General features: G+C 63.7%; 27 protein-coding genes and 1 pseudogene. 18 read left to right on the forward strand and 10 right to left on the reverse strand.

What is annotated here, in order from left to right; genetic code table 11:
- On the reverse strand, positions 1 to 418 hold a 418-nt coding region (locus VII69_01690), incomplete at its 3' end, for an aminopeptidase P N-terminal domain-containing protein (protein HEY5093808.1).
- Positions 419 to 460: 42 nt separating this feature from the next.
- On the opposite strand from VII69_01690, the gene VII69_01695 reads away from it, so the two are divergent.
- Positions 461 to 760, forward strand: a complete 300-nt coding sequence (locus tag VII69_01695; GenBank protein HEY5093809.1) for a hypothetical protein — start codon at positions 461 to 463, stop codon at positions 758 to 760.
- A gap of 22 nt (positions 761 to 782) precedes the next feature.
- Here VII69_01695 and VII69_01700 read toward each other — a convergent pair whose 3' ends face one another.
- A complete protein-coding gene (locus tag VII69_01700; GenBank protein HEY5093810.1) occupies positions 783 to 1,622 on the reverse strand; it encodes a tetratricopeptide repeat protein in 840 nt (279 codons plus the stop codon).
- A gap of 202 nt (positions 1,623 to 1,824) precedes the next feature.
- Between VII69_01700 and VII69_01705 the strand changes: the two genes are divergently transcribed.
- The 5 genes from VII69_01705 to VII69_01725 are packed head-to-tail and all read left to right on the forward strand — an operon-like array spanning position 1,825 to position 8,448.
- On the forward strand, positions 1,825 to 4,287 hold the full coding sequence (locus tag VII69_01705) for a diguanylate cyclase (GenBank protein HEY5093811.1): 2,463 nt from the start codon (positions 1,825 to 1,827) through the stop codon (positions 4,285 to 4,287).
- Between the two features lie 50 nt (positions 4,288 to 4,337).
- Positions 4,338 to 5,492, forward strand: a complete 1,155-nt coding sequence (locus VII69_01710) for an aminotransferase class V-fold PLP-dependent enzyme (protein ID HEY5093812.1) — start codon at positions 4,338 to 4,340, stop codon at positions 5,490 to 5,492.
- Positions 5,482 to 6,717 (forward strand): geranylgeranyl reductase family protein, encoded by a 1,236-nt coding sequence (locus VII69_01715; protein ID HEY5093813.1) that lies wholly within the window; start codon positions 5,482 to 5,484, stop codon positions 6,715 to 6,717. The genes VII69_01710 and VII69_01715 overlap by 11 nt, the downstream gene beginning before the upstream one ends.
- Positions 6,714 to 7,385 carry a nicotinamide riboside transporter PnuC gene (gene pnuC / locus VII69_01720; protein ID HEY5093814.1) on the forward strand — a complete coding sequence of 224 codons (672 nt, stop codon included), beginning with the start codon at positions 6,714 to 6,716 and terminating at the stop codon, positions 7,383 to 7,385. Before VII69_01715 ends, pnuC begins: the two co-directional genes overlap by 4 nt.
- On the forward strand, positions 7,378 to 8,448 hold the full coding sequence (locus VII69_01725) for an AAA family ATPase (GenBank protein HEY5093815.1): 1,071 nt from the start codon (positions 7,378 to 7,380) through the stop codon (positions 8,446 to 8,448). The genes pnuC and VII69_01725 overlap by 8 nt, the downstream gene beginning before the upstream one ends.
- 13 nt (positions 8,449 to 8,461) lie before the next feature.
- Here VII69_01725 and nth read toward each other — a convergent pair.
- Together nth and VII69_01735 are read right to left on the reverse strand one after the other, a co-directional pair.
- Positions 8,462 to 9,055 (reverse strand): annotated as a pseudogene (nth, locus tag VII69_01730) (endonuclease III).
- On the reverse strand, positions 8,971 to 9,915 hold the full coding sequence (locus VII69_01735) for an A/G-specific adenine glycosylase (protein HEY5093816.1): 945 nt from the start codon (positions 9,913 to 9,915) through the stop codon (positions 8,971 to 8,973). Before VII69_01735 ends, nth begins: the two are co-directional and overlap by 85 nt.
- On the opposite strand from VII69_01735, the gene VII69_01740 reads away from it, so the two are divergent.
- Positions 9,906 to 10,775, forward strand: a complete 870-nt coding sequence (locus VII69_01740; GenBank protein ID HEY5093817.1) for a DUF72 domain-containing protein — start codon at positions 9,906 to 9,908, stop codon at positions 10,773 to 10,775. The two genes, VII69_01735 and VII69_01740, sit on opposite strands and share 10 nt — an antisense overlap.
- Here the strand turns inward: VII69_01740 and VII69_01745 are convergent.
- Entirely contained in the window at positions 10,772 to 11,470 is a 699-nt protein-coding gene (locus VII69_01745) for a hypothetical protein (GenBank protein HEY5093818.1), read from the reverse strand. The two genes, VII69_01740 and VII69_01745, sit on opposite strands and share 4 nt — an antisense overlap.
- A 16-nt stretch (positions 11,471 to 11,486) precedes the next feature.
- Here VII69_01745 and VII69_01750 point away from each other — a divergent pair, with 16 nt between their 5' ends.
- The 3 genes from VII69_01750 to VII69_01760 all read left to right on the forward strand — a co-directional run bounded on the left by VII69_01750 (position 11,487) and on the right by VII69_01760 (position 14,859).
- On the forward strand, positions 11,487 to 11,744 hold the full coding sequence (locus tag VII69_01750) for a hypothetical protein (GenBank protein ID HEY5093819.1): 258 nt from the start codon (positions 11,487 to 11,489) through the stop codon (positions 11,742 to 11,744).
- 3 nt (positions 11,745 to 11,747) lie between these two features.
- Positions 11,748 to 12,302, forward strand: coding sequence for an NAD(P)/FAD-dependent oxidoreductase (locus VII69_01755; GenBank protein HEY5093820.1), 555 nt, complete (start codon positions 11,748 to 11,750; stop codon positions 12,300 to 12,302).
- Between the two features lie 178 nt (positions 12,303 to 12,480).
- Complete coding sequence (locus tag VII69_01760) at positions 12,481 to 14,859, forward strand: penicillin acylase family protein (GenBank protein HEY5093821.1); 2,379 nt, start codon at positions 12,481 to 12,483, stop codon at positions 14,857 to 14,859.
- Positions 14,860 to 15,046: 187 nt separating this feature from the next.
- Here VII69_01760 and VII69_01765 read toward each other — a convergent pair whose 3' ends face one another.
- Positions 15,047 to 15,532, reverse strand: coding sequence for a GNAT family N-acetyltransferase (locus VII69_01765; protein HEY5093822.1), 486 nt, complete (start codon positions 15,530 to 15,532; stop codon positions 15,047 to 15,049).
- Between VII69_01765 and VII69_01770 the strand changes: the two genes are divergently transcribed.
- Together VII69_01770 and VII69_01775 are read left to right on the forward strand one after the other, a co-directional pair.
- Positions 15,524 to 15,985, forward strand: coding sequence for a hypothetical protein (locus tag VII69_01770; GenBank protein ID HEY5093823.1), 462 nt, complete (start codon positions 15,524 to 15,526; stop codon positions 15,983 to 15,985). The two genes, VII69_01765 and VII69_01770, sit on opposite strands and share 9 nt — an antisense overlap.
- Positions 15,982 to 16,833 (forward strand): 3-hydroxyacyl-CoA dehydrogenase NAD-binding domain-containing protein, encoded by an 852-nt coding sequence (locus VII69_01775; protein ID HEY5093824.1) that lies wholly within the window; start codon positions 15,982 to 15,984, stop codon positions 16,831 to 16,833. Before VII69_01770 ends, VII69_01775 begins: the two co-directional genes overlap by 4 nt.
- Here the strand turns inward: VII69_01775 and VII69_01780 are convergent.
- Entirely contained in the window at positions 16,818 to 17,798 is a 981-nt protein-coding gene (locus tag VII69_01780) for an MBL fold metallo-hydrolase (protein HEY5093825.1), read from the reverse strand. The genes VII69_01775 and VII69_01780 overlap by 16 nt on opposite strands.
- Entirely contained in the window at positions 17,788 to 18,588 is an 801-nt protein-coding gene (locus VII69_01785; GenBank protein ID HEY5093826.1) for a PaaX family transcriptional regulator C-terminal domain-containing protein, read from the reverse strand. The genes VII69_01780 and VII69_01785 overlap by 11 nt, the downstream gene beginning before the upstream one ends.
- 146 nt (positions 18,589 to 18,734) lie before the next feature.
- On the opposite strand from VII69_01785, the gene VII69_01790 reads away from it, so the two are divergent.
- The 4 genes from VII69_01790 (at position 18,735) to VII69_01805 (ending at position 22,435) form a co-directional block, all read left to right on the forward strand.
- Positions 18,735 to 19,847, forward strand: a complete 1,113-nt coding sequence (locus tag VII69_01790) for a Phenylacetic acid catabolic protein (GenBank protein ID HEY5093827.1) — start codon at positions 18,735 to 18,737, stop codon at positions 19,845 to 19,847.
- A 65-nt stretch (positions 19,848 to 19,912) separates the two neighbouring features.
- Positions 19,913 to 20,725, forward strand: a complete 813-nt coding sequence (locus tag VII69_01795) for an enoyl-CoA hydratase/isomerase family protein (GenBank protein ID HEY5093828.1) — start codon at positions 19,913 to 19,915, stop codon at positions 20,723 to 20,725.
- A gap of 28 nt (positions 20,726 to 20,753) precedes the next feature.
- Positions 20,754 to 21,674, forward strand: coding sequence for a CoA-transferase (locus VII69_01800; protein HEY5093829.1), 921 nt, complete (start codon positions 20,754 to 20,756; stop codon positions 21,672 to 21,674).
- Positions 21,671 to 22,435, forward strand: coding sequence for a CoA-transferase (locus VII69_01805; protein ID HEY5093830.1), 765 nt, complete (start codon positions 21,671 to 21,673; stop codon positions 22,433 to 22,435). The genes VII69_01800 and VII69_01805 overlap by 4 nt, the downstream gene beginning before the upstream one ends.
- Here VII69_01805 and VII69_01810 read toward each other — a convergent pair.
- Entirely contained in the window at positions 22,432 to 22,755 is a 324-nt protein-coding gene (locus tag VII69_01810; GenBank protein HEY5093831.1) for a hypothetical protein, read from the reverse strand. The genes VII69_01805 and VII69_01810 overlap by 4 nt on opposite strands.
- A gap of 10 nt (positions 22,756 to 22,765) precedes the next feature.
- Complete coding sequence (locus VII69_01815) at positions 22,766 to 23,404, reverse strand: MarC family protein (GenBank protein HEY5093832.1); 639 nt, start codon at positions 23,402 to 23,404, stop codon at positions 22,766 to 22,768.
- A gap of 288 nt (positions 23,405 to 23,692) precedes the next feature.
- Between VII69_01815 and VII69_01820 the strand changes: the two genes are divergently transcribed.
- Both VII69_01820 and VII69_01825 read left to right on the forward strand, forming a co-directional pair.
- Positions 23,693 to 24,034, forward strand: a complete 342-nt coding sequence (locus VII69_01820; protein ID HEY5093833.1) for a carboxypeptidase-like regulatory domain-containing protein — start codon at positions 23,693 to 23,695, stop codon at positions 24,032 to 24,034.
- A 136-nt stretch (positions 24,035 to 24,170) separates the two neighbouring features.
- Entirely contained in the window at positions 24,171 to 24,515 is a 345-nt protein-coding gene (locus VII69_01825; protein HEY5093834.1) for a hypothetical protein, read from the forward strand.
- Positions 24,516 to 24,527 lie beyond the last annotated feature (12 nt).

Raw genomic sequence — 24,527 nt, forward strand, 5'->3', positions numbered from 1 at the left:
CATAATACAGCGTGTCGGACGTTTCGAGAAACTCTCCGAGCCGTTTACCGAGCTCTTCGATCGGATAGGCCGCGTCCACGTGGAAGTCGCGCACGGCGCCTTCAGGGCCGGCCCGGCGGCCATCCCACGTCTCTCGCTCACGATTGCGCGGGCGCACGAACAATATCGACTTTTCCGTCTTGTGTCCGGGCGCGAGCACGAGAACCGATTCCGGTTCTTCAAAGCCCGTGAGATAGTAAAGATCCGAATCTTGCCGGAAGTCGAAATCCCCATCGTTTGAACGGTATGCGGCCGGAGAGCTCGGGAAAACGGCGACGGCGTCACCCATCTTGTCGACAAAGGTCCTGCGGCGGCGATCGAATTCAGTCATGCGCCCCGGTTCGATGCCCATGCCTGCGACCACTTCTGTCGCAATCACGAAGGGGGGACGGCGTCCGAAGTCGCCTAAAACCCCGCTCTCGTGAATTCGAAACATCTATTCGGCTCTAAGGGCCAGTTCGTCGCTTTCGTCGATCGTTGGAATGTCTTCGCGGCAAACGGCGCTTATGTCGGTTTTCTCAGGGATTCGCGCGTTTTCAGCGCCGAGGGCGCTTACGTGGGCACTATCTGCGGTGATCGCCTGCTGCGCGAGACGGCGGCTCCGAAGCACAAGCCAGACCATAGGCCGCTCAAGCCGCACGCGACTCCGAAGTTACCGGTCGACCCATTTGGACGTTCGCCCGTACCGCTTCCGTCCGGATTCGCGGACCTGCGGCTGTGAGCCGTGACGGGCGGTTGCTGCTTCAGTAAGAGGTCGCGCGTCGCAAGTAGCGGACAGTGTTGCGGATGTGGTCGCCGTCTCCGGCATCCGGCATGCGCGCAAGGTACGCTTCCAGATCCGAGATCGCGCTTTCGTATCTGTGCAGTCGCGCTAGAATGATTCCTCGATCGCGAAGCTCCGCGGGGTCGTCCGGATCGATGACGAGCTGAAGTTGGATCGCCGCCAGAGCCGCGACGTAATTCTTCTCGTTCGAGAGCGCGTTCTTCAGGTTCAGGACTAATCGCTTGAGGATCGCGCGCGGTTCGACGCTGTCGAGAAAATCATCGCGCCACGTCAGCTTGCCGCCGTAGACCCGCTCGACGAGCGCGCGGCAATCCGACTCGTCGATGACCGCGCCGCCGTGGAACGGATCGATGAATAGCCGGCTTGTGGGATCGGGAAAGCGGACCACGAAATGTGCCGGCAGTCCGACGCCCTCCAGCCGAAGGCCGATCCGCCGCGCCGTTTCCATGAGCACGATCGAAAGCGTGATCGGAATGCCCGTGCGGTCTGCGATCACGTGCGCGAGTAGACTGTTGTTCGAAGCGCCATATTCCAAGACGTTCCCGTGAAAGCCGCCCAGCGAGAAGATCGAATCGATCAGCGCGGAGGTCTGCGCATAGGGTTCGCTGGATCGATAGGCGATGGCCGCCGCGCGCTCGGCAAGCTCGTCGAGAACGGTCGCGCATGCCTCGATGTCGGTTTGAGGATCGATCGCCGCGCTCACGAGCAGACATGCGCGATCGAGCGGAAACGCGCCGGCATCGCGATCGCTTTTCGCGAGCAGATCTGCGAACGCCACAGACGCGTTCAGTGCTTCCATATGGCGTGCGTTCTTTGGCACGTCCCGCTCAACCTCGATTTTTGGGCCGTTCGTCCTGCGCTACTTCGGCACGCGCCTACGCTAAGAGGTCAGGCGACTCACGAAGCTAAGGTCCCTTTTCGTTAAAGTTAACGTACAATCGGCTCGGAAAACCGTCAATGCATGATGTTGCGACGGCCGCTGTGCCGGACGGAACATATACATGCGGGCGACACCCGGAAATGGCGATGGCCACGGCGAGGCTTTAGCAGACGTCGAGGCTGGTCTATTGAAACTGATCCACGTCGCAACGCGAGCGAACGACGAGGCGGGCATCTTGCGCGTCGCAGTCGAGGGAGTCGCCGCTTTATTTCACGTGACGTGCGCGACGATCATCAAACCGACGTCAGGCGGGAACCTTCGGATCATCGCTTGCGCCGGCGAGCGGCAGCTTCCCGCAGATGCCGTAGACTCGGATTGGCCGGAACTCACAACCGACCCAATGGTGCGCAGCGCCATCGAAGGTTCGTCGGTGGTCGTGGAACGCGAACCCGCCTTCGGCAGCCCGGATGCACTCCTTCGGCTGCTCGCGGGATGGGAATCGGTGCATAGCGCCGCCGCGATTCCGCTGATGGCCGGAGCCGATGCGCTGGGCGCACTCGCGCTGTACAGCGACGATCCAAAAGCTTTCGATCCCCGCCAGACCGACGCGCTGCTTTGGTTCGCGCGCGCAGTCGGATCCGAAATCGCGCGCAGGCGCGAGTTGTCGGCAGCCCGCGCCGAACGCCGCCGCCCCGACTCACCGCGCATTTCGCGCAGTCTCGATCTTCGCGAAGTCGCGCGAAGCATCGCGCAGATAGCGGGAGAATTCGCCGGCGCGGCATTCGCCATCACGTATGCGCTCGAACGCGAGGTGCTCTCCGCCGTCGGCGGATGGAAGGAGCCCGGCGAGCTCGGCAGCGCGTCGTTCGGCACCAACGATCCGGCGTTCACGACCTACCCTTCCGTCTGGGCGGCGCGCGAACAGCGCGTCGTCCGAAGCACCGATGTCGTCAACGATCCCGCGTGGCTCCGTCATGGATGGGAGCGTCAGGCGCTCATGCACGGCTTTTCGGAAGTCGTGTCGTTTCCGCTCGTGTCGGGGAGCAAGACCGTGGGCGCGGTCTCGCTCTTCTTCGGCATTCCCGCCGAAAGCGAGCCGGGCGACGATGACGTACTGCTCCGGCTTGGATTTCAGGGCGCTGAAGCCGTGCTCGCCGCGCGGCGTTACGAGCGGGCCCGCCAGTCCGGCGCGTTGCTCGACAACGTTCTACGCCTGACATCCGACGCCGTCATCGAAATCGATGAACGGGGCAACATCACCAGATGGAACGAAGGCGCCGAGCGGACGTTCGCCATGTTGTCGGCCGACGTCGTAGGAACTGCGTTCGTCGAATCGCCGGCGGTGCCGCCCGACCGGCGCGACGAGGTTCGCGAGGTCATTTCCAGACTTTCGCGCGGCGAACGCGCGCGCGCGCTGGAGCTAGCCGCCCGCAATCGAGGCGGACAACCCGTCGAACTTTTCGTCGCGCCGGTGACGGCCGGCGACGCGGGCGGTGAAGGGGTCGGCCTGGTCGCCTACGGGCGCGACGGGGCGGCGGTTCGCAACCGCGTAGAGAATTTGTTGCGGCAAAACCATGCGCTGGGCGTGATGCGCGATGTGGCGCGGACGTTCGGCCGCGAAGTCGGCGTCACGGCGATCGCGCAAAAAGGGCTCGATAAGATCCTCGAGGTGCTGGCACTTGAAGCCGGACGCGTCTACCTGTTCGATGCTCCTGCGAGTCAACTGCTTTCGGTGGCGGAGCGTGGCTTCACAGCGGAAGCCGCCAAATCGATATCTGTGCCCGCAACTGCCACGGGAGAAGAGGGCCCGGTCTGCAGCAGCGTCCTGGTCCGGCAGACCATCGTGCTCGGTCAAGCCGATGCGCGCCGCATCGAGTTCCCGGCATTCGCCGATCGCGATATCTTCGCGCTCTCGATGGCCATCAGCAAGCCGCTCCTCATCGGCGACACCATCGTCGGTGCCATCCAAGTGGTCGGCTTCGACGGCCGGTCGGTGAGCTTCGAAGAGCAGAATCTTTTTCACGCGGTCGCAGACGAGCTTGCGTTCTCCATGAACAATGCCCGGCTGCTCGACGAAGCGTCGCAGATGGCCATCACCGATCCGCTGACGGGACTCTACAACTACCGGTTCACCCAAGACTTTTTGAAGAAGCGCCTGAGCGAAGCCCGCCGCCGCAAGCGGCCGTTTTCGATCATCATGGCCGACGTCGACGGCCTTCAGCTCGTGAACGAGCAGCAGGGCCGCAGCATCGGCGACGAAGTTCTCAAGAAGACCGGCAACTGTTTGGCGGCGAGCGTGCGCGGCTCCGACGTGGTAGCACGCTACGGCGGTGACGAATTCATCCTCGTGCTTCCGGAGACGCAGCTCGGCGATGCGCTGATGTTGGCGGACCGGCTCACCGCTGCCATCGCAGAAGCGGATTGGCCGTCGCAGGTATCGGAATCGCCGGTCACCGTCTCGATGGGTTGCGCGTCATTTCCCGAAGCGGGGTCGCAGGTGAACATGCTGCTGCGCGCTGCGGACGCCGCGCTCTTCCAGGCGAAGAAGATCGGCGGATCAGGGGTCGAGCCGCGCTTCGATTGATCTGACGGCGCCAAGGTCGAGCGCCACACGCGAAGCGAATTCAAAGCAGCATGAAAGCCGCTGTTGACCCGCTGCTCGCGCTTCGATCAGAATTCCCCATCCTTTCCTCTTGCACGTATCTCGTCTCAAATTCGCTTGGCGCGATGCCCGCCGGTACGCGCGCGCGCCTCTCAGAGTTTGCCGACGATTGGGCGGGCGAAGGCGTGGTCGCTTGGGAAAAATGGCTGCCGCTCGTCACATCGGTCGGTGACGTCGTCGGGAAGATCATCAACGCGCCGCCCGGCAGCATCACGATGCTCCAAAACGTCTCGATCGCCGAGTCCATCCTCATCTCGTGTTTGGATTTTTCGGGCCGCCGCAACAAGGTGGTCTACAGCGAATTGAACTTTCCGACGGTCCACTACAACTGGTGGGCGCAGCGCGCGCGAGGAGCGGACGTCGAGATCGTCAAGAGCGGTGACGGCGTGACGATCGACACGCAAGCGATGTGCGACGCTATCGACGAGCGCACGCTGGCCGTGCCGATCTCGCACGTCATCTTCAAGTCTTCGTATATCCAAGACGTGCGGGCCATCGTGGAGAAGGCGCACCGTGTCGGCGCGCTGGTCATCTTGGACACGTATCAGTCGGCGGGCACCGTTCCCGTCGATGCCGTTGCGTGGAATGTTGACGCCGTCGTCGGCGGCGGCGTGAAGTGGCTGTGCGGCGGCCCAGGCGCCGCGTACCTCTACGTGCGGCCGGATCTGGTGAAATCGCTCGTGCCCACTTCTTTGGGTTGGTTCGGCCAGAAGCGCCCGTTCGATTTCTCGTTCGACATCGACCTCGCCGACGACATCTGGCGGTATGCGGGCGGAACGCCAAACCCGGCAGCGCTCTATGCGGCGCTCACCGGCTACTCGATGATCGCCGAGATCGGCGTGGATGCGATTCGCGTCCGGAGCATGGAGCTCACGGCGCGCGCGGTCGAGCGGGCGCTCGAAGCTGGCCTCACCGTGAATTCGCCGCACGACCCAGCGCAGCGCGGCGGCCACGTCAGTGTCGATTTTCCTGGCGCGCAAGCAGCGTGTGCGGAATTGATCAAGCGGAAGTTCATCGTCGATTTCAGGCCGGGCGCCGGCATCCGGATCGGCGCGCATTTCTACAACACGCTCGAAGAAGTCGATGCGGTCGTCGCGGAGATCCGCGCTATACGCGATGGCGGCTGACGTCGTCGTCGTCGGCGCCGGCCCGGCGGGTGCGGCAGCCGCACATACGCTCGCGCGCTTGGGAGCCGACGTGCTGCTGCTTGAGCGCGGCCGGTTTCCAAGAGACAAGACGTGCGGAGACGGCGTCGCCCCGCACGCCGTGGATATTCTGCGCGAGATGGGTGTGACGTTCGACGCCTTTGGCGGACGCGCGCGAAAGACATACGGCGGATTGATCTCCGGTCCGGGCGGCGGCTGGTTCTCGGCCGAACCACCGCGCGGATCGCACGGCGAGCGCTTGGAATCGTGGATCGTTCCGCGCGTGGTGCTCGATGAGCACGCGGCACGGACCGCGGTCAAGGCGGGCGCCGTATTGCGCGAAGACGTGACGGTGACCGGATTGCTGCGCGAACGAGGTGCAATCGCCGGCGTCGAAGTTTCAGACGGGCTCCGGGTTCGGCAAATAAGGACCCGCGTCGTGATCGGCGCCGATGGCGCGCACTCGATCGTCGCCAAAGCTCTTGGACTCAAGGAAAATGGGCCGCGCCACATAGGCTATGCGCTGCGCGGCTACTACGATGACGTCGAAGGCCTGCGCGACGACATGGAGCTCCACTACTTCGACGGACGGCTGCTGCCCGGCTACGGGTGGGTGTTCCCGACCGGAGAGCGCACCGCCAACGTCGGCGTCGGGATTTATTTTGGCGAACTGCGCCGCGACAAGCGCAAACTGCGCGACATCCTCGATGAATTCGTCCGCAGCGCGCCCGGCATGGCCGACCGCTTCTTGGCTGCGAAGCCCATCGGACGCGCGGCGGGATGGCCGCTGCCGGTCGCGAGCGCTCGCCGCCGCACGGTGTTCGACGGCGCATTGCTGACCGGAGACGCGGCGTCGCTTGTGGATCCGCTGACCGGCGAAGGCATCTATACCGCACTCGTCTCCGGCATCAGCGCCGCGCGCGCGGCGGCGGCGGGACTGCGCGCCGGCGACGTTTCGAGGCAGGCGCTCCAGCCACACGAACGCGAGTGGCGCAGCACGGTCGGCGGGTATCTCGGCGCCGGTCGCGTGCTCAAGAATCTAGCGAAGAGCGCGTGGTTGTTCGACGTCGTCGTGCGGCGCGCGCGCGAGAATCCCGGCCAAGCAAGCCGCGCGATAGGGTACGGCATCGGCACCATCGACCGCGGCACGGCGCTGCGCGGCGTGGCCCGCCGCTTCTTGTTGCATCCAAGTTTTTTCCGCGCATGAGCGGGCTCGAGCGCGCCGGTTGGATCGCCGGCGCCGCCGTGTCGGCCGCGCTTCTCTATGCGTCGTGGCTCCGCCTGATCTCGTCCGCTCCCATCGAAGTCCTCGGCTTCGTCGCGGGCGGTGCCTGCGTCTGGCTCGCCGTACGCGAGAACATCTGGAACTGGCCGATCGGCATCGCGAATAGCGTCTTCTACGTCGTCGTCTTTTTGCAGGCGAGGCTCTTCGCCGACATGTCGCTCCAGTTGGCGTTCGCGGTGCTTGGTTTCTATGGCTGGTACATGTGGCTGTTCGGCGGCGAAGCGAGAACCCAGGAGCAGGTATCGCGCACGCCGTGGCCCCAGTGGATCGCGCTTTGCGCGGCGTGCGCCGCCGCGACGTGGGGCGCGTCGGTGTATCTCGCGACCATCAGAGATGCGGCGCCGTTCCTGGATGCGCTCATCACTTCTATGAGCCTCGTCGCGCAGTACATGCTCACGAGAAAGTACTTGGAGAACTGGTTTGTTTGGATCGCGGTCGATGTGATCTCGGTCGGTCTCTTCGCGTTCAAGCACCTCGGACACACCGCCGTACTGTACGCGATCTATCTCGCGATGTGCGTCGCGGGCGTGTCGCAATGGCGCAGGTCGATGACGGCGCACGAAGCAGAGCTCCAGCCCGCACATGCGTAGGGGGCTGATCGTGGGCAAGTTCATGCCGCCGCATCTCGGGCACAGCGTGCTCATCGACGCCGCGCGCGGTCAATGCGACGAGCTCACCGTCTTCGTGTGCGACATGGCCGGCCAAACGATTCCCGGCGAATTGCGCGTGAAATGGCTGCGCGAGATGCATCCCGACGTCACCGTTCGTCGCATCGACGATCTCCCGCCCGAGTGCGACACGTCCGAGCATTGGGCCCGTTATGCCACGGCGCTGCTCGGCGGCGCTCCCGGCGTCATCTTCACGTCCGAGGACTACGGCGACGATTTCGCGCGATTCGCGGGTTGCGAGCACGTGCAGGTCGACGTCGCGCGATCGGGCGTGCGCATATCTGCCACGACGACCCGTGCCGATCCGCTCGCAAATCTCCGGTTTCTGGCGCCATGCGTGTGGGCCCACTACGTGAGGCGAGTCTGCGTGGTCGGCGCCGAGTCGACCGGAAAGACGACGTTGTGCCGCGAGCTTGCGAACGCGTTCGATACGACGTGGGTGGCCGAGTATGGCCGCGAATATACCGAGTCGAAGCTTGCGCGAGACATCCGGTTGCCGTGGCGCGCTTTTAAGTTCGCGCACATCGCGCGCGAGCAGTCGCGGCGTGAGGATGAGGCGGCGCGCAACGCGGATCGAGTGCTGATCTGCGACACCGATCAATTCGCGACCCGCATCTGGTACGAGCGCTACCTCGGTGCGCCGCCCGCGCCCGGCGCGTGGGGTGAGCTCCCCAACCAGATCGATCTTTATCTCTTGACGGGCACCGATGTTCCATTCGAAGACGACAGCACGCGCGACGGCCGCGAAATCCGCGAGTGGATGAACGCGCGCTTCGTCGACGAGCTTGAGAAGATGGGCACGCCGTGCGTCGTGCTGCGCGGGGATAAAACGGCGCGCTTCAACGCGGCGGCCGCGGCGATGCCGGGGCTTGCGCGGTCCGCTTGCGCTTCAGGAACTTCTTGGCGCTCGGGCACAACTCGCGCAGAGGACAGCGGGCGCATTCGGGATTTCGAGCATGGCAGATCTCGCGCCCGTGATGGATGAGCCAATGGTGCGCGTCCGACCATTCCGATTCGGGGATCACTTTCATCAATTGAAGTTCGGTTTGCGCGGGATTTTTCGCTTTGGTCAACCCTAGGCGATTCGCGACGCGAAAGACGTGCGTGTCGACCGCGATCGCGGCTTTGTCAAAGGCCACCGAAAGAACCACGTTGGCGGTCTTCCGGCCGACGCCGGGCAACTCGATCAGCTCTTCCATCGTCTGCGGCACGCGACCGCCGTGCCGGGCCACGAGAAGCCGGCTGGTGGCGACGATGTTCTTCGCTTTGGATTTGAAGAGCCCGCAGGTCTTGATGAGCGGTTCCAGCGCGTCAGGTTCAAGCGCGGCCATCGATGCCGCATCGGGGTGAAGGCGGAACAGACCGGGCGTCACCATGTTGACTCTCGCGTCCGTGCATTGCGCGGACAAGATCACCGCGACGAGCAGCTGGAAATCCGAGTTGTATCGAAGCGCCGTGCGCGCATTCGCATACGTCTTCCGCAAAATGTCGAGGATGGCATTTCGTCTTACGGCAGCGCTGCTCGGCTGCCGCGCTCGTTCAGCGCGATCAATCCGTCGCGTTCGAGATCCGACAGCAGCTCGCGCAACCACGGCAGGTCGCTTGTCGCAAAGCCGTCCTTTACCTGCTCGCCGAGCGCGAGGAAGCTCAACGAAGGCGAGCTTGCCAAAGCGCGAACGACTCGTCCGCGATAGTAGCGCCGCGAGCCGGCGAACTTCTCACGCTGCCGCGATCGACGCAGGTCGGGCGCTGCGCCGGGTGTGCTACGATCGTCTCCGCCGCGGTCGAGGTCGGCGTTGCGCGCCGCAAACGCGCACGCGCGGCGCGCAGGACACGCGCCGCATTTCGGCACGCCCCGGCAGAAGCGCGAGCCCAGGTCCATCAGCGCCTCGCTCCATGCGCCAGGATCGCGGCGCGGCAGCGCCGATGCGGCGAGCGACCACGCCGTGACCCCGTCGGTTCCGTCGCACCCGAGCAGCGTTCTCGACAACACGCGCCGCACGTTCACATCGACGACCGGCTCTCTCGCGCCGAACGCGAACGATGCGATCGCGCAGGCGGTGTAGCGGCCGACACCGGGCAGCGTGCACAAGACGGAAGGATCGGCTGGCACACAGCAAGCGTGCTGCGCCGCAATCGCACGGGCGCAATCCCACAATCGTTTGGCGCGCGAATTGTAGCCTAGGCCGGACCACGACCGGAGCACGTCGGCCAGCGGCGCGCGCGAAAGTGTCCGGAGGTCAGGAAAGCGCGCGAGAAACGCGACGTATTTGGGGATGACGCGATCCACTTGCGTCTGCTGAAGCATGAACTCGGACACAAGCACGCGATACGGATCGCGCGACCGCCGCCAAGGCAGATCGCGTGCGTTCTCGGCAAACCAGCGACGGATCACGCGGCGCAGCCGCGACAAGCGCGTGGGATCGATCGTGCGAAGTGAAGATGCAGGCACCGCAGGAGCAATTCCAACGTCGCGCGGCAAATCCCGGCGAGGTGGATGCGCGCATTTGGTTTGGAACCCAAGGCTGGCAATACGCCGATTGGGTCGGCAACTTCTACCCGCCCGGCACGCAAGTCAAGGACATGCTCACCGAATACGGCCGTGCACTCCGGACCGTCGAAGTGGACTCGACGTACTACGGCACGCCCGCAGCGCGGACGTTCGAGGGCTGGCGGCGGCGTTCGCCAGACGGATTCCGGTTCGGGCTCAAGACGCCGTCCGAGATCACGCACGTGCGCCGGTTGCGCGACGCCGAAGGACCGTTCGCGGAGTTCGTCGACCGCGCGAGACTGCTCGGCCCAAAGCTCGGGGCCATCCTCGTGCAGTGCCCGCCCGATTTCGATCCCAGCCCGGAAAATAGGAACGCCCTATTCGCGTTCATGGAAACGCAGATGCCGGAAGACTGCGCGATCGCGCTGGAACTGCGCGACGAACGCTGGTACGACGACGATCTCTTCCGCCTCGCGCGCCGCCGCGCGTTCACGCTCGCGGTCACGGAAGGCTCGCACTCCACGCTCGGCCTAGCTTCCCGCATAGCCGACGAATTGACGCGAGATCCGCCCGCGCCGTTCGCGTACTTGCGCTGGCTCGGCGACCGTCAGGTCACGAAGTACGATCACGTGCAAATCGACCGCACGCGGTCGATCGATGTGTGGGAACGCCTCATCCGCCGGCTCCGCGGCGCGGTGCGCGATGTCTACGGCTACGCGAACAACCACTATGAGGGCCACTCGCCTGCGACGGTCCGGAGTCTAGCGGCCCGGCTTGGAGAAGAAGTGCCGCCGGATACGACGGCGCCGCGTCTTTTCTAAGGAGTGGGAGTTGGGGCCGGCTGCGCTTGGCCGGCCGGCGTACCGTCGGATTCTTGGACGCACGTCGTGACCACGCGGGTCGCCGCGCTCGCCGCTCTGGTCTCCGCGGTGCCGATGATCGACTTCTGGCGGCTGTATTGCATGACGTCTTGCGCGGTGGTCTGGTTCTTCGGCGGAGCGCTGCGGTCGAGCAATCCGCCGTCGCCCGGCTGTGGTATCGGATCGTCTCCAGGATGCAGACTGAAGTTCTCGCCGGGCAGCAGCACGGCTTGGATCCTCGAGGCCATCGTATCTTCGGAGCCATGCTTGTCCATCAAGACGTGGACGACGTTCGCGAGATCGTAGGCGAGCGCGCGCTGCCGGTCGACCGATTTTTGAAGCTGCGATGCGCTCTCTTGCAACGCTTCCTGACGCGCGGGATTTTTCGTCTCTTTGGCTTGCGCGAGCATGTCGTTCACCGCGGACTGCTCGACCGGAATGGATTTTTGCATCTGCGCCACGTTGTCGATGAGCTTCAGCCGGTCTTCGTAGGCGCGCAGCGCGCCGTCGCGGCGGTAATAATCGTCGGCGATGTCGTCGAGCGTGGTGTCGACGGTGACGATGCGCGTGTCGTTTGCGGTGATGACGGCTGCGGCGACGTTGTAGTGGTCCACAAAGCGAATGCAAGCCGCGCTTGCGATGATATGGCCGAGCACTCGGGGGTAGGCACCCGTGGACGATGGATCCGGAGTCGCGGTCAAGCTCAGTGGCGCGAGCGGAGATACCGATGCGGATGACGATGGCACCGGACTCGGGGCGACCGGGCTCGACGCCGGAAGCGGCGCGGGGGTTGAATCGCTTCCAAACGCGGGAGCGTACAGCGTCGCCGCGAAAGCGACGACAATGATAACCAAAACAGGCGGCGGTCTGGCGCTCATCGCCGGACAATATTCGGTGCGCGCTTCTCGTCCTACCTGTGGGGCCGGCTGAAAATTGAACGATTTTGACATCGCGGTCGTCGGGGGCGGAGTCGCAGGCCTTTCGGCGGCGTTGTTCTTGGGTAGAGCAGGCGTGCGGACGGTGCTCTTGGACTCTGGCGAATCCAGTTTGCGGCGCGTGGCGACGGTGAACAACTATCTCGGATTTCCCGACGGCATTGGCGGCGCAGAGCTCCTCGAACTCGGACGCCGTCAAGTGCAACGGTTCGGCGTCGAAGTGCGCGCGGATCGCGTTCACGCAGCGACACGCGAAGCCGACGGTTTTTCGATCGACGTCGCAGGCGAGCGTGTCACGTGCAGCTATTTAGTGCTCGCGTCGAACAAGCGTACAGATATCGCGACCGCACTCGGACTCGAGCTGGGCGGATTCGGCAGCAAATTCGTCACGGTGGATTCCGGCGGACTTACCGCGGTCCCCGATTGTTATGCCGTCGGCCGCATCACCGGTTTGCCGAGCCAGGCGTCCATCTCGGCCGGCGACGGCGCGCGCGTCGCGATCGGCATCGTGCAGCGCCTTCGCGGCGGCTACTACGTGGATCATGACATATGACGCGAGCGGCTGCAGGTGCCGGCGCGGGCCGCGGACCAATGGCCTCGCTGCGAGCGTGATGTGCGGGTGTCCTGCAATTGCATGTTATACTTGAAAGGTGTTTGGACGAACATCGGCGTGGCCGCATTGAAGCCCAAGTCCGCTTTGGTATTTTCGCACGGACGGACGTGTCGCTGAAATGAGGCGCGGCAGACTTTCGCGTGGATTTCGGTTGGGCCTGAAGATCGTCGCGGGCGTGGTTTGCATCGCGGTGCTCGCGGTCGTGCTGGTCGCGGTCTGGTGGGTGAGATCGGCGTTGCCGAAGATCGACGGCCACGTGGTGATCCAAAGCTTGAAAGGACCGGTCACGATCCGCCGCGACGAGCGCGGCATCGCGCACGTGTCAGCCGGAACGGAGGCCGATCTGTTCTTCGGCAACGGCTACGCCTGCGCGCAGGATCGGCTGTGGGAAATGGATCTCTTGCGCCGCGAAGCGCAAGCGCGGCTCTCGGAGGTCGTCGGGCCCGAAGCCCTTCCGCTGGACCGCTACTACGCGACGCTCGGCCTCACTGAGGCGGCGCAACGCGACGCGGCGGCTCTCGGTCCGAGAGAACTCGCCGACTGGGGCGCATACGCCGATGGGGTCAACGCATACGCGCAAAGCCAATCGCCGCCGCTTGAATTTCGCCTGCTCGCGTACCCCCCGCCGGTGTGGACCATTGTCGACAGCCTCTCGATCGTCAAGCTCATGGAGCAGCGTCTGGACGACGAGTGGAAGACGACGGCGCTGCGCGAAGCGCTCGCCAAGCGCATCGGTGTTGCGTCGATGCGATCGCTTACCAACGACTCTGTGCCGTCGCTCGAGCACTACATTCCCGGCTACGGCGGCGAAGACAAAAAACTGGACGGCGGTGTCGACCGCACCGCCCTCCTCGGATGGATCGGCGCGCCGCTCGGCGCCGACATTTCCGGTGCGGATCACGTCCAAGATTCCGGGTCAAACAACTGGGCCATCTCCGGGCGCCGCACGACGACGGGCAAGCCCGTGCTCTCCAACGACACGCACCTGTCGCATTCCGTGCCGAGCACGTGGTGGATCGTGCAGCTCAAAGGTGCGGGGTTCGACGTCGAAGGCTTCACGATTCCGGGCGTGCCCGGCGTCACGCTCGGACACAACGAGCGCATCGCATTCGGCGTCACGAGCGCATACGGTTATGCGCAAGATCTTTTTGTGGAACACTTTGCAGACGCCAAGTCCGACGAATACCTCGTCGGGCGTTCGTGGCGCAAGGCCGATCACCGGGTCGAGCGCGTTCCGGTGAAAGGCCATCCGGATGAAGTGATCGACGTGCTCGTCACCAGTCAAGGACCGCTTGTGAAACGCGTCGGGCGGGTGGGTTACGCGCTCGCGTGGACTGCGTTGCGCGACCCGGACCACGCGACCGCGCTTCGCAGCCTCGATCTGGCTTCGAACTGGACGGAATTTCGCGCCGCGCTTTCGCAGCTCGTCGGTCCCAATCTCAATTTCGGTTATGCGGACATCGATGGCCACGTCGGCTATCAAGATGCTGGAAGGCTGCCGGAGCGCGCCGGATTCGACGGCTGGCTGCCAGCCGACGGCACCGACCCTCGGCAGTCGTGGCGCGGCGATGTGCCGTTCGCACTCATGCCGCATGCGCTCGATCCGCCCGCCGGCGTGCTCGCCACAGCCAACAACGAACTCACAACTCCCAGTTACAGACCGGCCCTGTCGACAGGTTTGTACGCGCCGCCCTATCGTGTGGATCGGATCTATGCGCTCCTTGCTCTACGGCCCAAATGGACGCCGGAGGCTGCAGGCGCGCTTCAGTCGGACAACTACGATCACCCCGACGAGCTTCTCGCGCGGCTTACGGCGCAGGCGTTGAGCGGCTCACCGGATCTGACTTTGAGGCGCGTCGCCGCGCAGCTATCGTCCTGGGACGGCCGCGCCACGATCGAATCGCGCGTGCCGACGTTTCTCACGGCCGAACGTGAGGAGCTCGCAAGGATGATGTTTGAACGTCGTCTCGGCGCGGAATACAAGCCGTTTCTCGCGCAATTCCATCCGGTCGCGGCGCTCGAGCGCGCCCTTGACGGCGACAAATCGATGGCTTCGATCGGTGTGACCCAGGCGACGGTGGTGGCGGCGATTCCGATCGCGGCGGCAAACGTCGCGAAATCGCTGAATGTGGGCGCGAGCGCCGGGCTCGACGCGCTGCCGGCGTGGGGCACGCAGGACGCCGCCATCTTCGATCATCCGCTCGGCGTCAAGCCGCTCGACATCTTGCTCAATTTCAAACCGGTTCCGCAGCCGGGAGATCCGTATACCGTCTTTCAAGCCAAACCTGATTTCGGGCCGTCGATGCGGCTTCTCGCCGACAGCGCCGACTGGGATCATTCGTCCATGGTGTTGACGTTAGGCGAGTCGGGGAACTGGAGCGATGCGCACTACGGCGATCAACTGCAGGACTGGGTCGAGAACCGCTATCGACCCACGCCGTTCTCCGACGCCGCCGTCACCGCAGCCACGCGCGACACGCTGTTCCTCACGCCGTAGCAGTCGAATTGGTGTATTAGGGCAACCGTACTAGGGCAACCGTACTAGGGCAAGCATCGCTTGCCCAAAAATGGGTGAGCGTCGCTCACCCTACTACAAAAGACGGGGCAAGCGATGCTGGGTGAGCGATGCTCACCCTACTACAAAAGACGGGGTGAGCGTTGCTCACCCTACTACTAAAATGAATTTACAAGACTTTAAGCATGTCGACGCGCATCAGCGCGTTGCCGACCGCGGGATCCGGCTGCTCGTCGTCGACTGCGTAACCCATCCGCTCGTAATACGGCACCAATCCTAATTCGCGATGCGTCTGAAGATAGACGACCGAACCGCCGTGCGCTCGAGCGAAGTTCTCCACCGCCGCGACCAGTTGTGCGCCGACGCCGCGCCGCCGGAATTTTTCGAGCACGCCAAGCCGGAAGAGCTGCATAACCCGGCCGTCGAGTGCGAACGAAACCGTACCGCAATCGTCGCCGTCGACGGTGGCCACAAACGCGCCATTGTCGGAGCGCAGAAGAAACTTCTTGACGTCGCCGACGGTCAATGGCGGCATGCGCGCGAGCCACGCCGTGGTCGAGTATGCATCCACCGCAATGCGAACGACGGCGACGGCGTCGCTTGCGCCGGCGCGCCGGATCGACGCGAAGTTCGGGGACGAGGAGGCATGATGCATGGGACTCTCACTCGAAGGTGGCGGGCGGCGTGCGCAGGAGACGTTCGCGTTCATCCGCCGCACATCCTGATGAAAGGCGCGGTGCCTTCGATGCGAGTCCGGCTGCGACTGCTCCTCACTAGCCTCAACAGGGCGATCGCCGAATACGTCCTCGCTCGCCTTGAGCTGGGCATGGCCAATCCCGATGCGATGTCCGCTCCCATCATCGCTCGTCTCGGCGCATATCTTCCGCTCGACGAAGGCTTTCGCGATTCCTGGCCGCAGGCCAACGTCCAGGTGCGCGCCGCGCTGGCCTATATCGAGGATGTCGGACGCGGGTGCGTCAATATCCGGCGCGACGCCGTCTGGGAACGATTCGCGTTCGCCGTTCGGCAAGTCGCGCAGTACGCGAGCGGCATCGATTGGCTGCAAAGCGCAGGCGGCCGGACCAAGCGCGAGGATCCGGCGTCATGATCAAGACCTGCGCCGTGCTCGGCGCGGGAGTGATGGGCAATGGGATCGCCCATAGCCTGGCCGCAGGCGGTTTCAACGTCGTGTTGATCGACGCGTCCGCCGAGGCCGTCGCTGCGGGTCTGATTCGCATCGACCAGAATCTCGCGGCTGGTGTCGAACGCGGCAAGCTCACCGCGCATGAGTCCGCTGCAATTCGCGCCCGCATCACCTCATCCACATCGCTGACGGCCGCCGCACCTGCCGAACTCGTCATCGAAGCCGTGCCCGAGGTGATGCAGATAAAACACGCGGTCCTGCGCGAACTCGAACTGGTCTGTTCGCCGAGCGCGGTGTTCGCCACCAACACCTCGGCGCTATCCATCACCGAGATCGCCACCGCGGTGAAGCAGCCGTCGCGCGTGATCGGCATGCACTATTTCAATCCCGCGCACATCATGAAGCTGATTGAAATCGTGCGCGGCCTTGAGACCTCCGACTTCGCGTACGAGGCCGCACTCGAAGCGGCCACGGCGTGCAAGAAGGAAACGGTGCTGGTGAATGAGGCGCCGGGTTTTGCGACCAGCCGCATCAACGCGATGATCGGCAACGAAGCTTTCTACATGTTGATGGAAGGCGTCGCATCGGCGCGCGACATCGACAAAGCCATGAAGCTCGGCCTCAACCATCCGATGGGTCCGTTCGAAATGGGAGATCTCGTCGGTCTCGACACGCGCCTGAAGATACTCGAGTACCTCCATGCGTCGCTCGGTGAGAAATTCCGTCCATGCCCGTTGCTCGTCAAATACGTCAAGGCCGGCCGCCTCGGCCGCAAGGCTGGTCGCGGCGTCTACGACTACCCCGATCGGTAACGGCTCACGCCGTCCGTCGGCGTTACTGCCACCTCGCCCCGAAGCCGCAGGTATTCGAGATGCGCAGCGACTTCGACAAGCGCAAAGCGGACTTCGTGCGCCGAAAGCTTGTCGCCCCAAAACTTGGCCACGATGTCGGCCGCCGTCACGCCCGCAAGCTCGCCGTCGGCTACGCACCCGCGTACGCCCCCCAAGCGGTCGTCGTGGTGCGCGCGCAATTCGACGATGCGCTTCGGAAGGTCGCGATACACGTCTCCGTGCGCGGGCAGCACGGAGTAGCCCGATTCCCGCGTGAAGCGCTCGAGCGACGATAGATAGTCGCCGAGCGGATCGGGCCGGCATTCCGGATAGAGACCGATATTAGGGGTGATCGACGGCAGCAAGTGGTCGCCCGCGAAGATCGTCTCACCGGCGTCGTCCACCAAGACGTAGTGATGATCGCTGTGCCCGGGCGTCCACACCACGCGGCATGACCTGTCGCCGACCTGCACGACATCTCCATCGGCGACGTGTTCGAACCGTTCCGGCAAAGTCACGCAGGCGCGCAGGTCGGCGGCCGCACGCATGGCGCCGCTCGCCGCGCCCGCAGCCATCCCATGGAGTCGCAGAAATGCGACCCAATCGTCGAGCGGCGCAGAACCCCAAATGTAGCGTGCCCGGCGCTCTTCATCGCGAACGATAAACGCTCGAGCGCCGGAAGCGGCATGGCGTCCGGCCATGCCGATATGATCTGGGTGCATGTGCGTCACGTAGAGCCGGACGATCGACGATTGTCGGACACCGAGCGCACGAAGCGCGTCATCGAACACATCGCGAGCCGCCTGCGTGTCGAGACCGGCATCGATCAGCGAATACCCGCCTTCGCCGCGCACCAGATACAGATGGACGGCGCGGAGCCGAAATGGCAACGGCAGCGTGATGCGCCACACGTCGTGCGCGATCTGGGCGACCGATTCAGATGCCAATGCTCACTCCATCGAAGAATCGCAGCGCACCGTCGGTCAACATCCCGTGGTAATCATCGAAGAGCGCGCGCGCGCGAAAGCCGGACCACGCCGCCGGCAGCAGCTCGCGAGGCAGATCGGGATCGATGAACGGAAAGCGCCGAAAGTCGTGCGTGAGCGCGAAGCGGGCCGTGAACGCGTCGGCGTCGGAAAGCGAGCCCGCGCGCGCGCGCCGCACATCGCGGCGGCGCATGGGGTCGTAGTGGGCCACGAACGCGTCGTAACGCTTGCCGATGGCGGCAAGATTCCAGCACTGACGAACGAGGTCCGCATCGGCGCCCGCGCCGGACAAGTGCGCCGAGAAGATGCGCGCAAATCGGTCTGCGCCGTGCGCGCTGATGAGCGCACGAGCTTGGCTTTCGACCTTGCGAGGGCTGACATACGTGCCTCCGCCGAGAGAACCGAAGCCGAGCCAAGCCAATTGGCGCCTGATCCGGTCGCGCGCCGCGCGTCGAGCCTCCGGTATCGAGTAGGTCAAGAGACACCAGCGCGCATCCCATGTCCGAGAACGTGGTTGGTAGATGCGGCGGGTCCCTTCATCGATGAGACGCCGGCCCGCCTCGGACAGTCCGTACGCGGAGCGGTTGCCTGCTTTGCGCGCTTCGAGCCAATCTTGCCGCGAAAGCCGCGCCACCGCAGACCGCACGGCAGTCTCTCCAATGCCCAGCCGGGCGCCGAAGGTGACGAGGCTCTGGAGTCCGATCGCCTGACCGCGCGGGTAGGCGTAGTCGCCGTACAAGGTAAAAAGCATGGACCGCGGACGCAACGGTTCTATGCTAGGGAACGCCGCGGGGCGCACGTCGCCTTGCGTCATGCTCCAAAACCTGCTACAATTACGTGCGTCGAAATCTGCACGACCGTGCAAATTATAACACACTCTGGCGGAGGCCTCAAGCGATGGCGCGCATCAAGACATTTGACGATTGGATCGAGGTCATGCGGGAATGGCAAAAGGGGATCGACGTCGATCCCGAGATATTCCAGCGCGTCCTCGGCGGCTATCAGCTCGAAGCCAAATACGGCGACTTGAAGTTCGACGAGATCGAATTCGGCGATTTCGCCGGCAATCGCAAGTGGGAGAAGGTCCTCGAGATTCCCGACCAGCGCATGCGCGATGCCGTCTTGAACATGATCATCTATCAAGGGGACACCGAATTCGCGTCCAACGAGCAGCAAAAACTCTTGCTCGGCAACGCGCCTTCTGAATACGACATGTATTCGATCTGCCGCGTCTTCATCGAAGAGACGCGGCACGGCTATCAGATGTGCCACCTGCTCGTGAACAATTTCGGCAACGACGGCCGAATTGAAGCCGAGAAGATGTTGATGCGTCGCGCGGACAAGGGCACGCGCCTCCTGAACGCGTTCAACAACACCGTGAAGCATTGGCTCGACCTCTACGCCTATCAGAACTATATGGACCGTGACGGCAAATACCAGTTGCAGATGCTGTCGCATTCGGGCTTCGCGCCGCTATCGCGCAGCATGGGCCCGATGTTGCGCGAGGAGTCGTTCCATCTCGGCACCGGTGTGACGGGTCTCAAGCGGGTGGCCAAGGCGGGCGTCATTCCGGTGAAGCTGCAGCAGAAGTATCACAACAAATGGCTCTCGGGTTCGCTCGATCTATTCGGCAACGACCACTCGTCGAGCGCGGTATGGGCTTACATCTGGGGAATCAAGGGCAGGCCCCTCGAAGACAAAGAGATGGGACCGGCGGACAAAGAGCGGCTCAACGTCTACGCACGCGAGCTGTACTACGACGAATGCAAGAAGATCGTCGACCAGATAAACCTCATCATCCCCGGGGACGAAAAGCTGTACACACCCGACATCCGCTTCAACCGGACCATCGGCGAGTTCGCCGGCAAGCATTACTCGGTGGACGGCCGCATGATCGACAGCGATCAGTACGAGGAGTATTTGCGCGACGTGCTGCCCACCGATGAGGACGAGAAACTCGTCCTGGAATATTGCAAGCGCGACGACTGGGTGGCGCCGAAGGCTGCTTAATCAATATCTCAAATTAGTATTAGGGCAAGCAACGCTTGCCCAGCCTGCCGAGCTGAGGAGAACCAATGGCAATCGCAGTCGAAAACAAAACCCTTGTCGAGTACCGGCTCGAGGGCGATCACGTCGCCGTGATCACGCTCGTCGATCCTCCCGCGAACACGTACACGCACGAGATGATGCGCCAGATCGACGACGCCATTCTCAAGGCGCGCTTCGACAAAAACGTCGAAGTAGTCGTGCTGACCGGAGCGGGCGAGAAGTTCTTCTGCGCCGGCGCGAACATCGGCATGTTGCAGACCGTCGATCCGAATTTCAAATATTTCTTCTGTCTGCACGCCAACGAGACGTTGATACGGTTCGAGCAGACCCCGAAGCTGATCATCGCCGCGCTCAACGGGCACACCGTCGGCGGCGGTCTGGAGATCGCCATGGCCTGCGACATCCGCATCGCGCGCAGCAACGCGGGCAAGATCGGACTTCCCGAAGTCGCGCTCGGAGTGTTGCCGGGCACCGGCGGCACGCAGCGGCTCACGCGCATCGTCGGCAAGTCGAAAGCGATCGAACTGATGGTCACCGGCCGCACGTTTTCGTTCGAAGAGGCGCAAGAGCTCGGCATTGTCAACGACGTGTTCGAAGGCGACGGCCCCGCCTTCATGAACCAGATATTCACGTACGCCAAGCAGTTCTGCACGCCTAACAAGGCGGCGAAGGCGGTCGGCAACATCAAGCGGTCCGTGCAATCGGGCGCAGAAGTGCCGTTCTCCGAAGCGTTAGCGATCGAGCGCGAGCTACAGCAGTTGCTGTTCCAAAGCAAGGATGCGAAGGAAGGCCTGAACGCATACGTCGAGAAGCGGATGGCCAAATTCACGAACGAATAAGCCCGTAGGATTGCCGCTCGCGCCGATCATGCAGTCCAAACTTATGTCGATGTCCGAAGCCGTCGGTCAATTCATAACCGACGGCTCTTCGGTTGCTCTCGGACTCGGTCTCGAAGCGCTCATTCCGTTCGCGGCGGGCCACGAAATGGTCCGCCAAAACAGGCGCGACCTCACCCTTATCGGCCCGATCTCCGATATTCTCTTCGATCAGCTCATCGGCGCCGGCTGTGTCGCGCGGGTCGACGCCGCGTGGGCGGGCAACGTCAGCGCCGGACTCGGCCACTGCTATCGCAGAGCGGCGGAACGCGGCGAGCCGCGCGGCATTGAAATCCGGGATCATTCGAATTTCACGATGGCGCTCGCACTGCTCGCGGGTTCGCTCGGCGCGCCGTTCCTGCCCACCAAGACTCTCCTGGGTTCCGACCTGCCCACGACAAATCCCGATCTGCGCGTGGGGTCGTCGCCGCTGTCGGATGAGCGCCTCTTGTTCGTGACCGCGATAGAGCCGGACGTGACGATAGTCCACGTACAGCGCGCGGACGAGTTCGGCGGCGCCCATGCGTGGGGCAACCTTGGCGTGATGGCGGACGGAGCGCTGGCGGCTAAGCGCGTCATCGTGGTGGCCGAGGAGATCGTTTCGCACGATGTCATCGAGAGCGACCCCAATCGCGTGCTCGCGCCGCCGCACAAGATCACCGCGGTGGTCTGCGAGCCGGGCGGCGCCCACCCTTCGCCCGTGCAAGGCCGATGGGGACGCGACCACGAGTTTTTTCTCGAGTACCACGCGGCCACGAAAACGGCGGATGGTTTCGCGCAGTGGCGCGCCGGCTGGATCGACGGCGTTGCGGACCGATCGCGATATCTCGACAAGCTGGGCGCCGATCGAGTCGCGCGCCTGCGCGTGCACGGTCAGCACCCGGCCGCGCCCGTCAACTATAGCGCGTCATGACTTCCGGATATAAGCCGGCTGAGTTGATGATCGCCGCGGCCGCCCGCGAGATCCGCGATGGTGAAGTCGTCTTCGTCGGCATGCGTCTGCCGCTGCTCGCGTTCGCCCTCGCAAAACGGACGCACGCGCCGGACGCCGTCGGTCTTTTCGAAAACGGAGTCATCAGAGAAACGCCGTCCGCCGAATTGCTCTATACGATGGGCGATCCTCCCAACATCGAGGGCGCGCGCATGTGCTGCGGCATGAACACCGTCATGGGTCTTTTGCAGCGCGGCGACGTCGATCTCGGTTTTCTCGGCGGCGCGGAGGTCGACAGATTCGGCAACCTCAACACCTCGTACGTCGGCGATCCGGCGCGGCCGGCGGTGAAACTGCCCGGCAGCGGCGGTGCCGGCGACATCGCGTCGCTGGCGAAACGCTTCGTGGTGATCGTCGATCACGATCTGCGCCGGCTCCCCGAGCGCGTCTCCTATGTGACGTCACCGGGAAACGGCACGGGCGGGGACTGGCGCATCCGCGAGGGCTTGCCGCGCGGGGGACCGTCGGCCGTGATCACGACGATGGCGGTGCTGCGGTTCGACGGACAATCCGGTGAAGCGTATTTGGCGTCCGCTCACCCCGGCGTCAGCGTGGCCGACGTGCGCGCAAAGACGGGTTGGGCGCTGCGGGTGGAGGCGGGCTGCGATTCGACGCCGCCGCCGAGCCAAGAGGAGTTGCGCATCATTCGCGATTGCGACCCGCGGGGTTTTTGGCTGAACTAGCGGTGCGACATCAATCCGACATAAAAGGCGCCCGCCGCGCAGCACAGTGCGAGCACGATGAGGAAAACCGTCGACGAGTTCGGTTTGCCAAGCTTGCCGGTGACGATCGCCGCTTGCGTCAAGAGGGCAGTTGCGAGCCAGAGCACCGGATGCCAAAAGTTCGGCCGTAAGCCCATGAAAACGAGCGCGAGGCCTGCGAGCAATTGCGCGCCGAGCGACCACAATGCGACGCGCCGCCCGAATTGCGTGAACAAACCGACGATGAGCGCGGCGAACACGATGAGGGCGATCAGGTAGTGTATTTGGATTGCGACTAGCATGGGTTCCCTACTACGGCTGTACTAAATGGAAGAGAGGGCTCTTGGCCAGACCGTTGAGGATGAATTGAACCGCTAAGGCCGAGAGGATGATGCCGAGCACTCGACTCACCACCTGGATTCCGGTCCGCCCTACCAATTGGAGAAGCTTCTCGGCGCCGCGCATGCTCACCCACGTGACGAACAGCGCAAGGGCAAATGCGCCGTAGACCGTCGCGAGCTTGACCTTGTCGGCGCCGGCGAGCGACACGAGGAGGAGCACCGTCGCGATCGTCCCGGGTCCGGAGATCATCGGAATCGCGAGCGGAAAGACGGCGACATTATCGTGGTCGGCGTCGCGTTCGTCGTCCGGCGACTTCTTGGCCGCGGGGGGGCGCGCGAACAGCATGTCGATGGCGACGAGCAGGAGCAGGATGCCGCCGGCGATTGAAAATGCGGGCAACGTGATGCCGAGGTAGCCAAGCAGCCTTCCGCCGACAGCCGCCATGAACACGATGATGCAACCCGCGACGATGACGGCGCGATTGAGGACGCGCGCCCGCGTGGCGGACGGCATCGTCGCCGTCATCGACAGCGCCAGCGGCGCCATCCCGAAGGGGTCGATAATCGTGAATGCCGTTACGATCGCGGTGACGGCGAAATGAGCATCCATGGCGGAATCTTATCGCTGAGGGCCGCTAAGGCCTAGCTCCAATATTATCGTCTAGGAGGGCACGCTTTGCTTGCCCCGTAGCGTTGTAGGTGTAGGGTGAGCATTCCGTACTAGGGTGAGCAGCCCGTACTAGGGTGAGCAGCGCTCACCCATTTGGGCAAGCGATGCTTGCCCTAGTACGAGCGTCGAAAAGAACTGGGCAAGCGATGCTTGCCCTAGTACGAGCGTCGAAAAGAACCGGGCAAGCGATGTTTGCCCTAGTACGCGTGTTCTACAGAGGAGACGAAGATGATGATCCGGCGCACGCTCATTTGCATACTGCTGGCTTCCGCGCTTGCGGGTTGCAACGGCGGCCAAACGCAGCCGGCCGCCGTGCCGGTAGGCACGCTCACGGGCGTCGTCACCGGTCCGAGCGGCCCGGTGAGCGGCGCGGCTATTCAAGTGACGCAGGCAGATGGTTCGCAGAGAACCGCGGCGTCGACCGCGGATGGATACTTCGAAGTAGACCGCGTGATAGCAGGCACGATTCAGGTTTCAGTGAGCGCCGCTCATTACGCGCCATGGCAGACGAATGCGGTGATCGTGCCGAATGCGACGCTCACGCAGGACGTTCGTCTCACTCCCCTGTGACCGCGATGCGGAGGCGACGGTGCGGGTTATCACTTTCCCATCTCGGCGCCCGCAGTGATAGGTCGGGCGCTACGTTCGGAGCCGATACTACAAAGAGAGCGGAATGGCGAGCGACCTACCCCGCGGAGGATAGCACATGCAATACCTGGTGAAGACATTCAACGACGCAGCGGATAGCTACAATCTTGCCCGGCTGGAATACTCGTTTACGTGCTTCGGCTGCACGCCGCCGCCGGCATTGCGCCTGCCTTCCGACGATCGCGAATGGACGCCGGACCAGCGGCCGGTCACATCCGCGGTGGAAGCAGTGCGGGATTATTTCGAAGGCGTCGCCGATGGCAACATCATCGCGCCCACTAAAGACGCCTCGTACGAGCGCATGCGTTCGGCCTCGCACGAGCTCACGCGGCGCTTTTTCCAAGTCTCGCTCACGCAACTGGGCATTCCGTGCGACGGGATCATCGAAATCATCGAGGACTAATTTAAAACAATT

The sequence above is a fragment of the Candidatus Eremiobacteraceae bacterium genome (genome assembly GCA_036511855.1).
In the GTDB taxonomy this organism is placed as follows: Bacteria; Vulcanimicrobiota; Vulcanimicrobiia; order Eremiobacterales; family Eremiobacteraceae; genus JABCYQ01.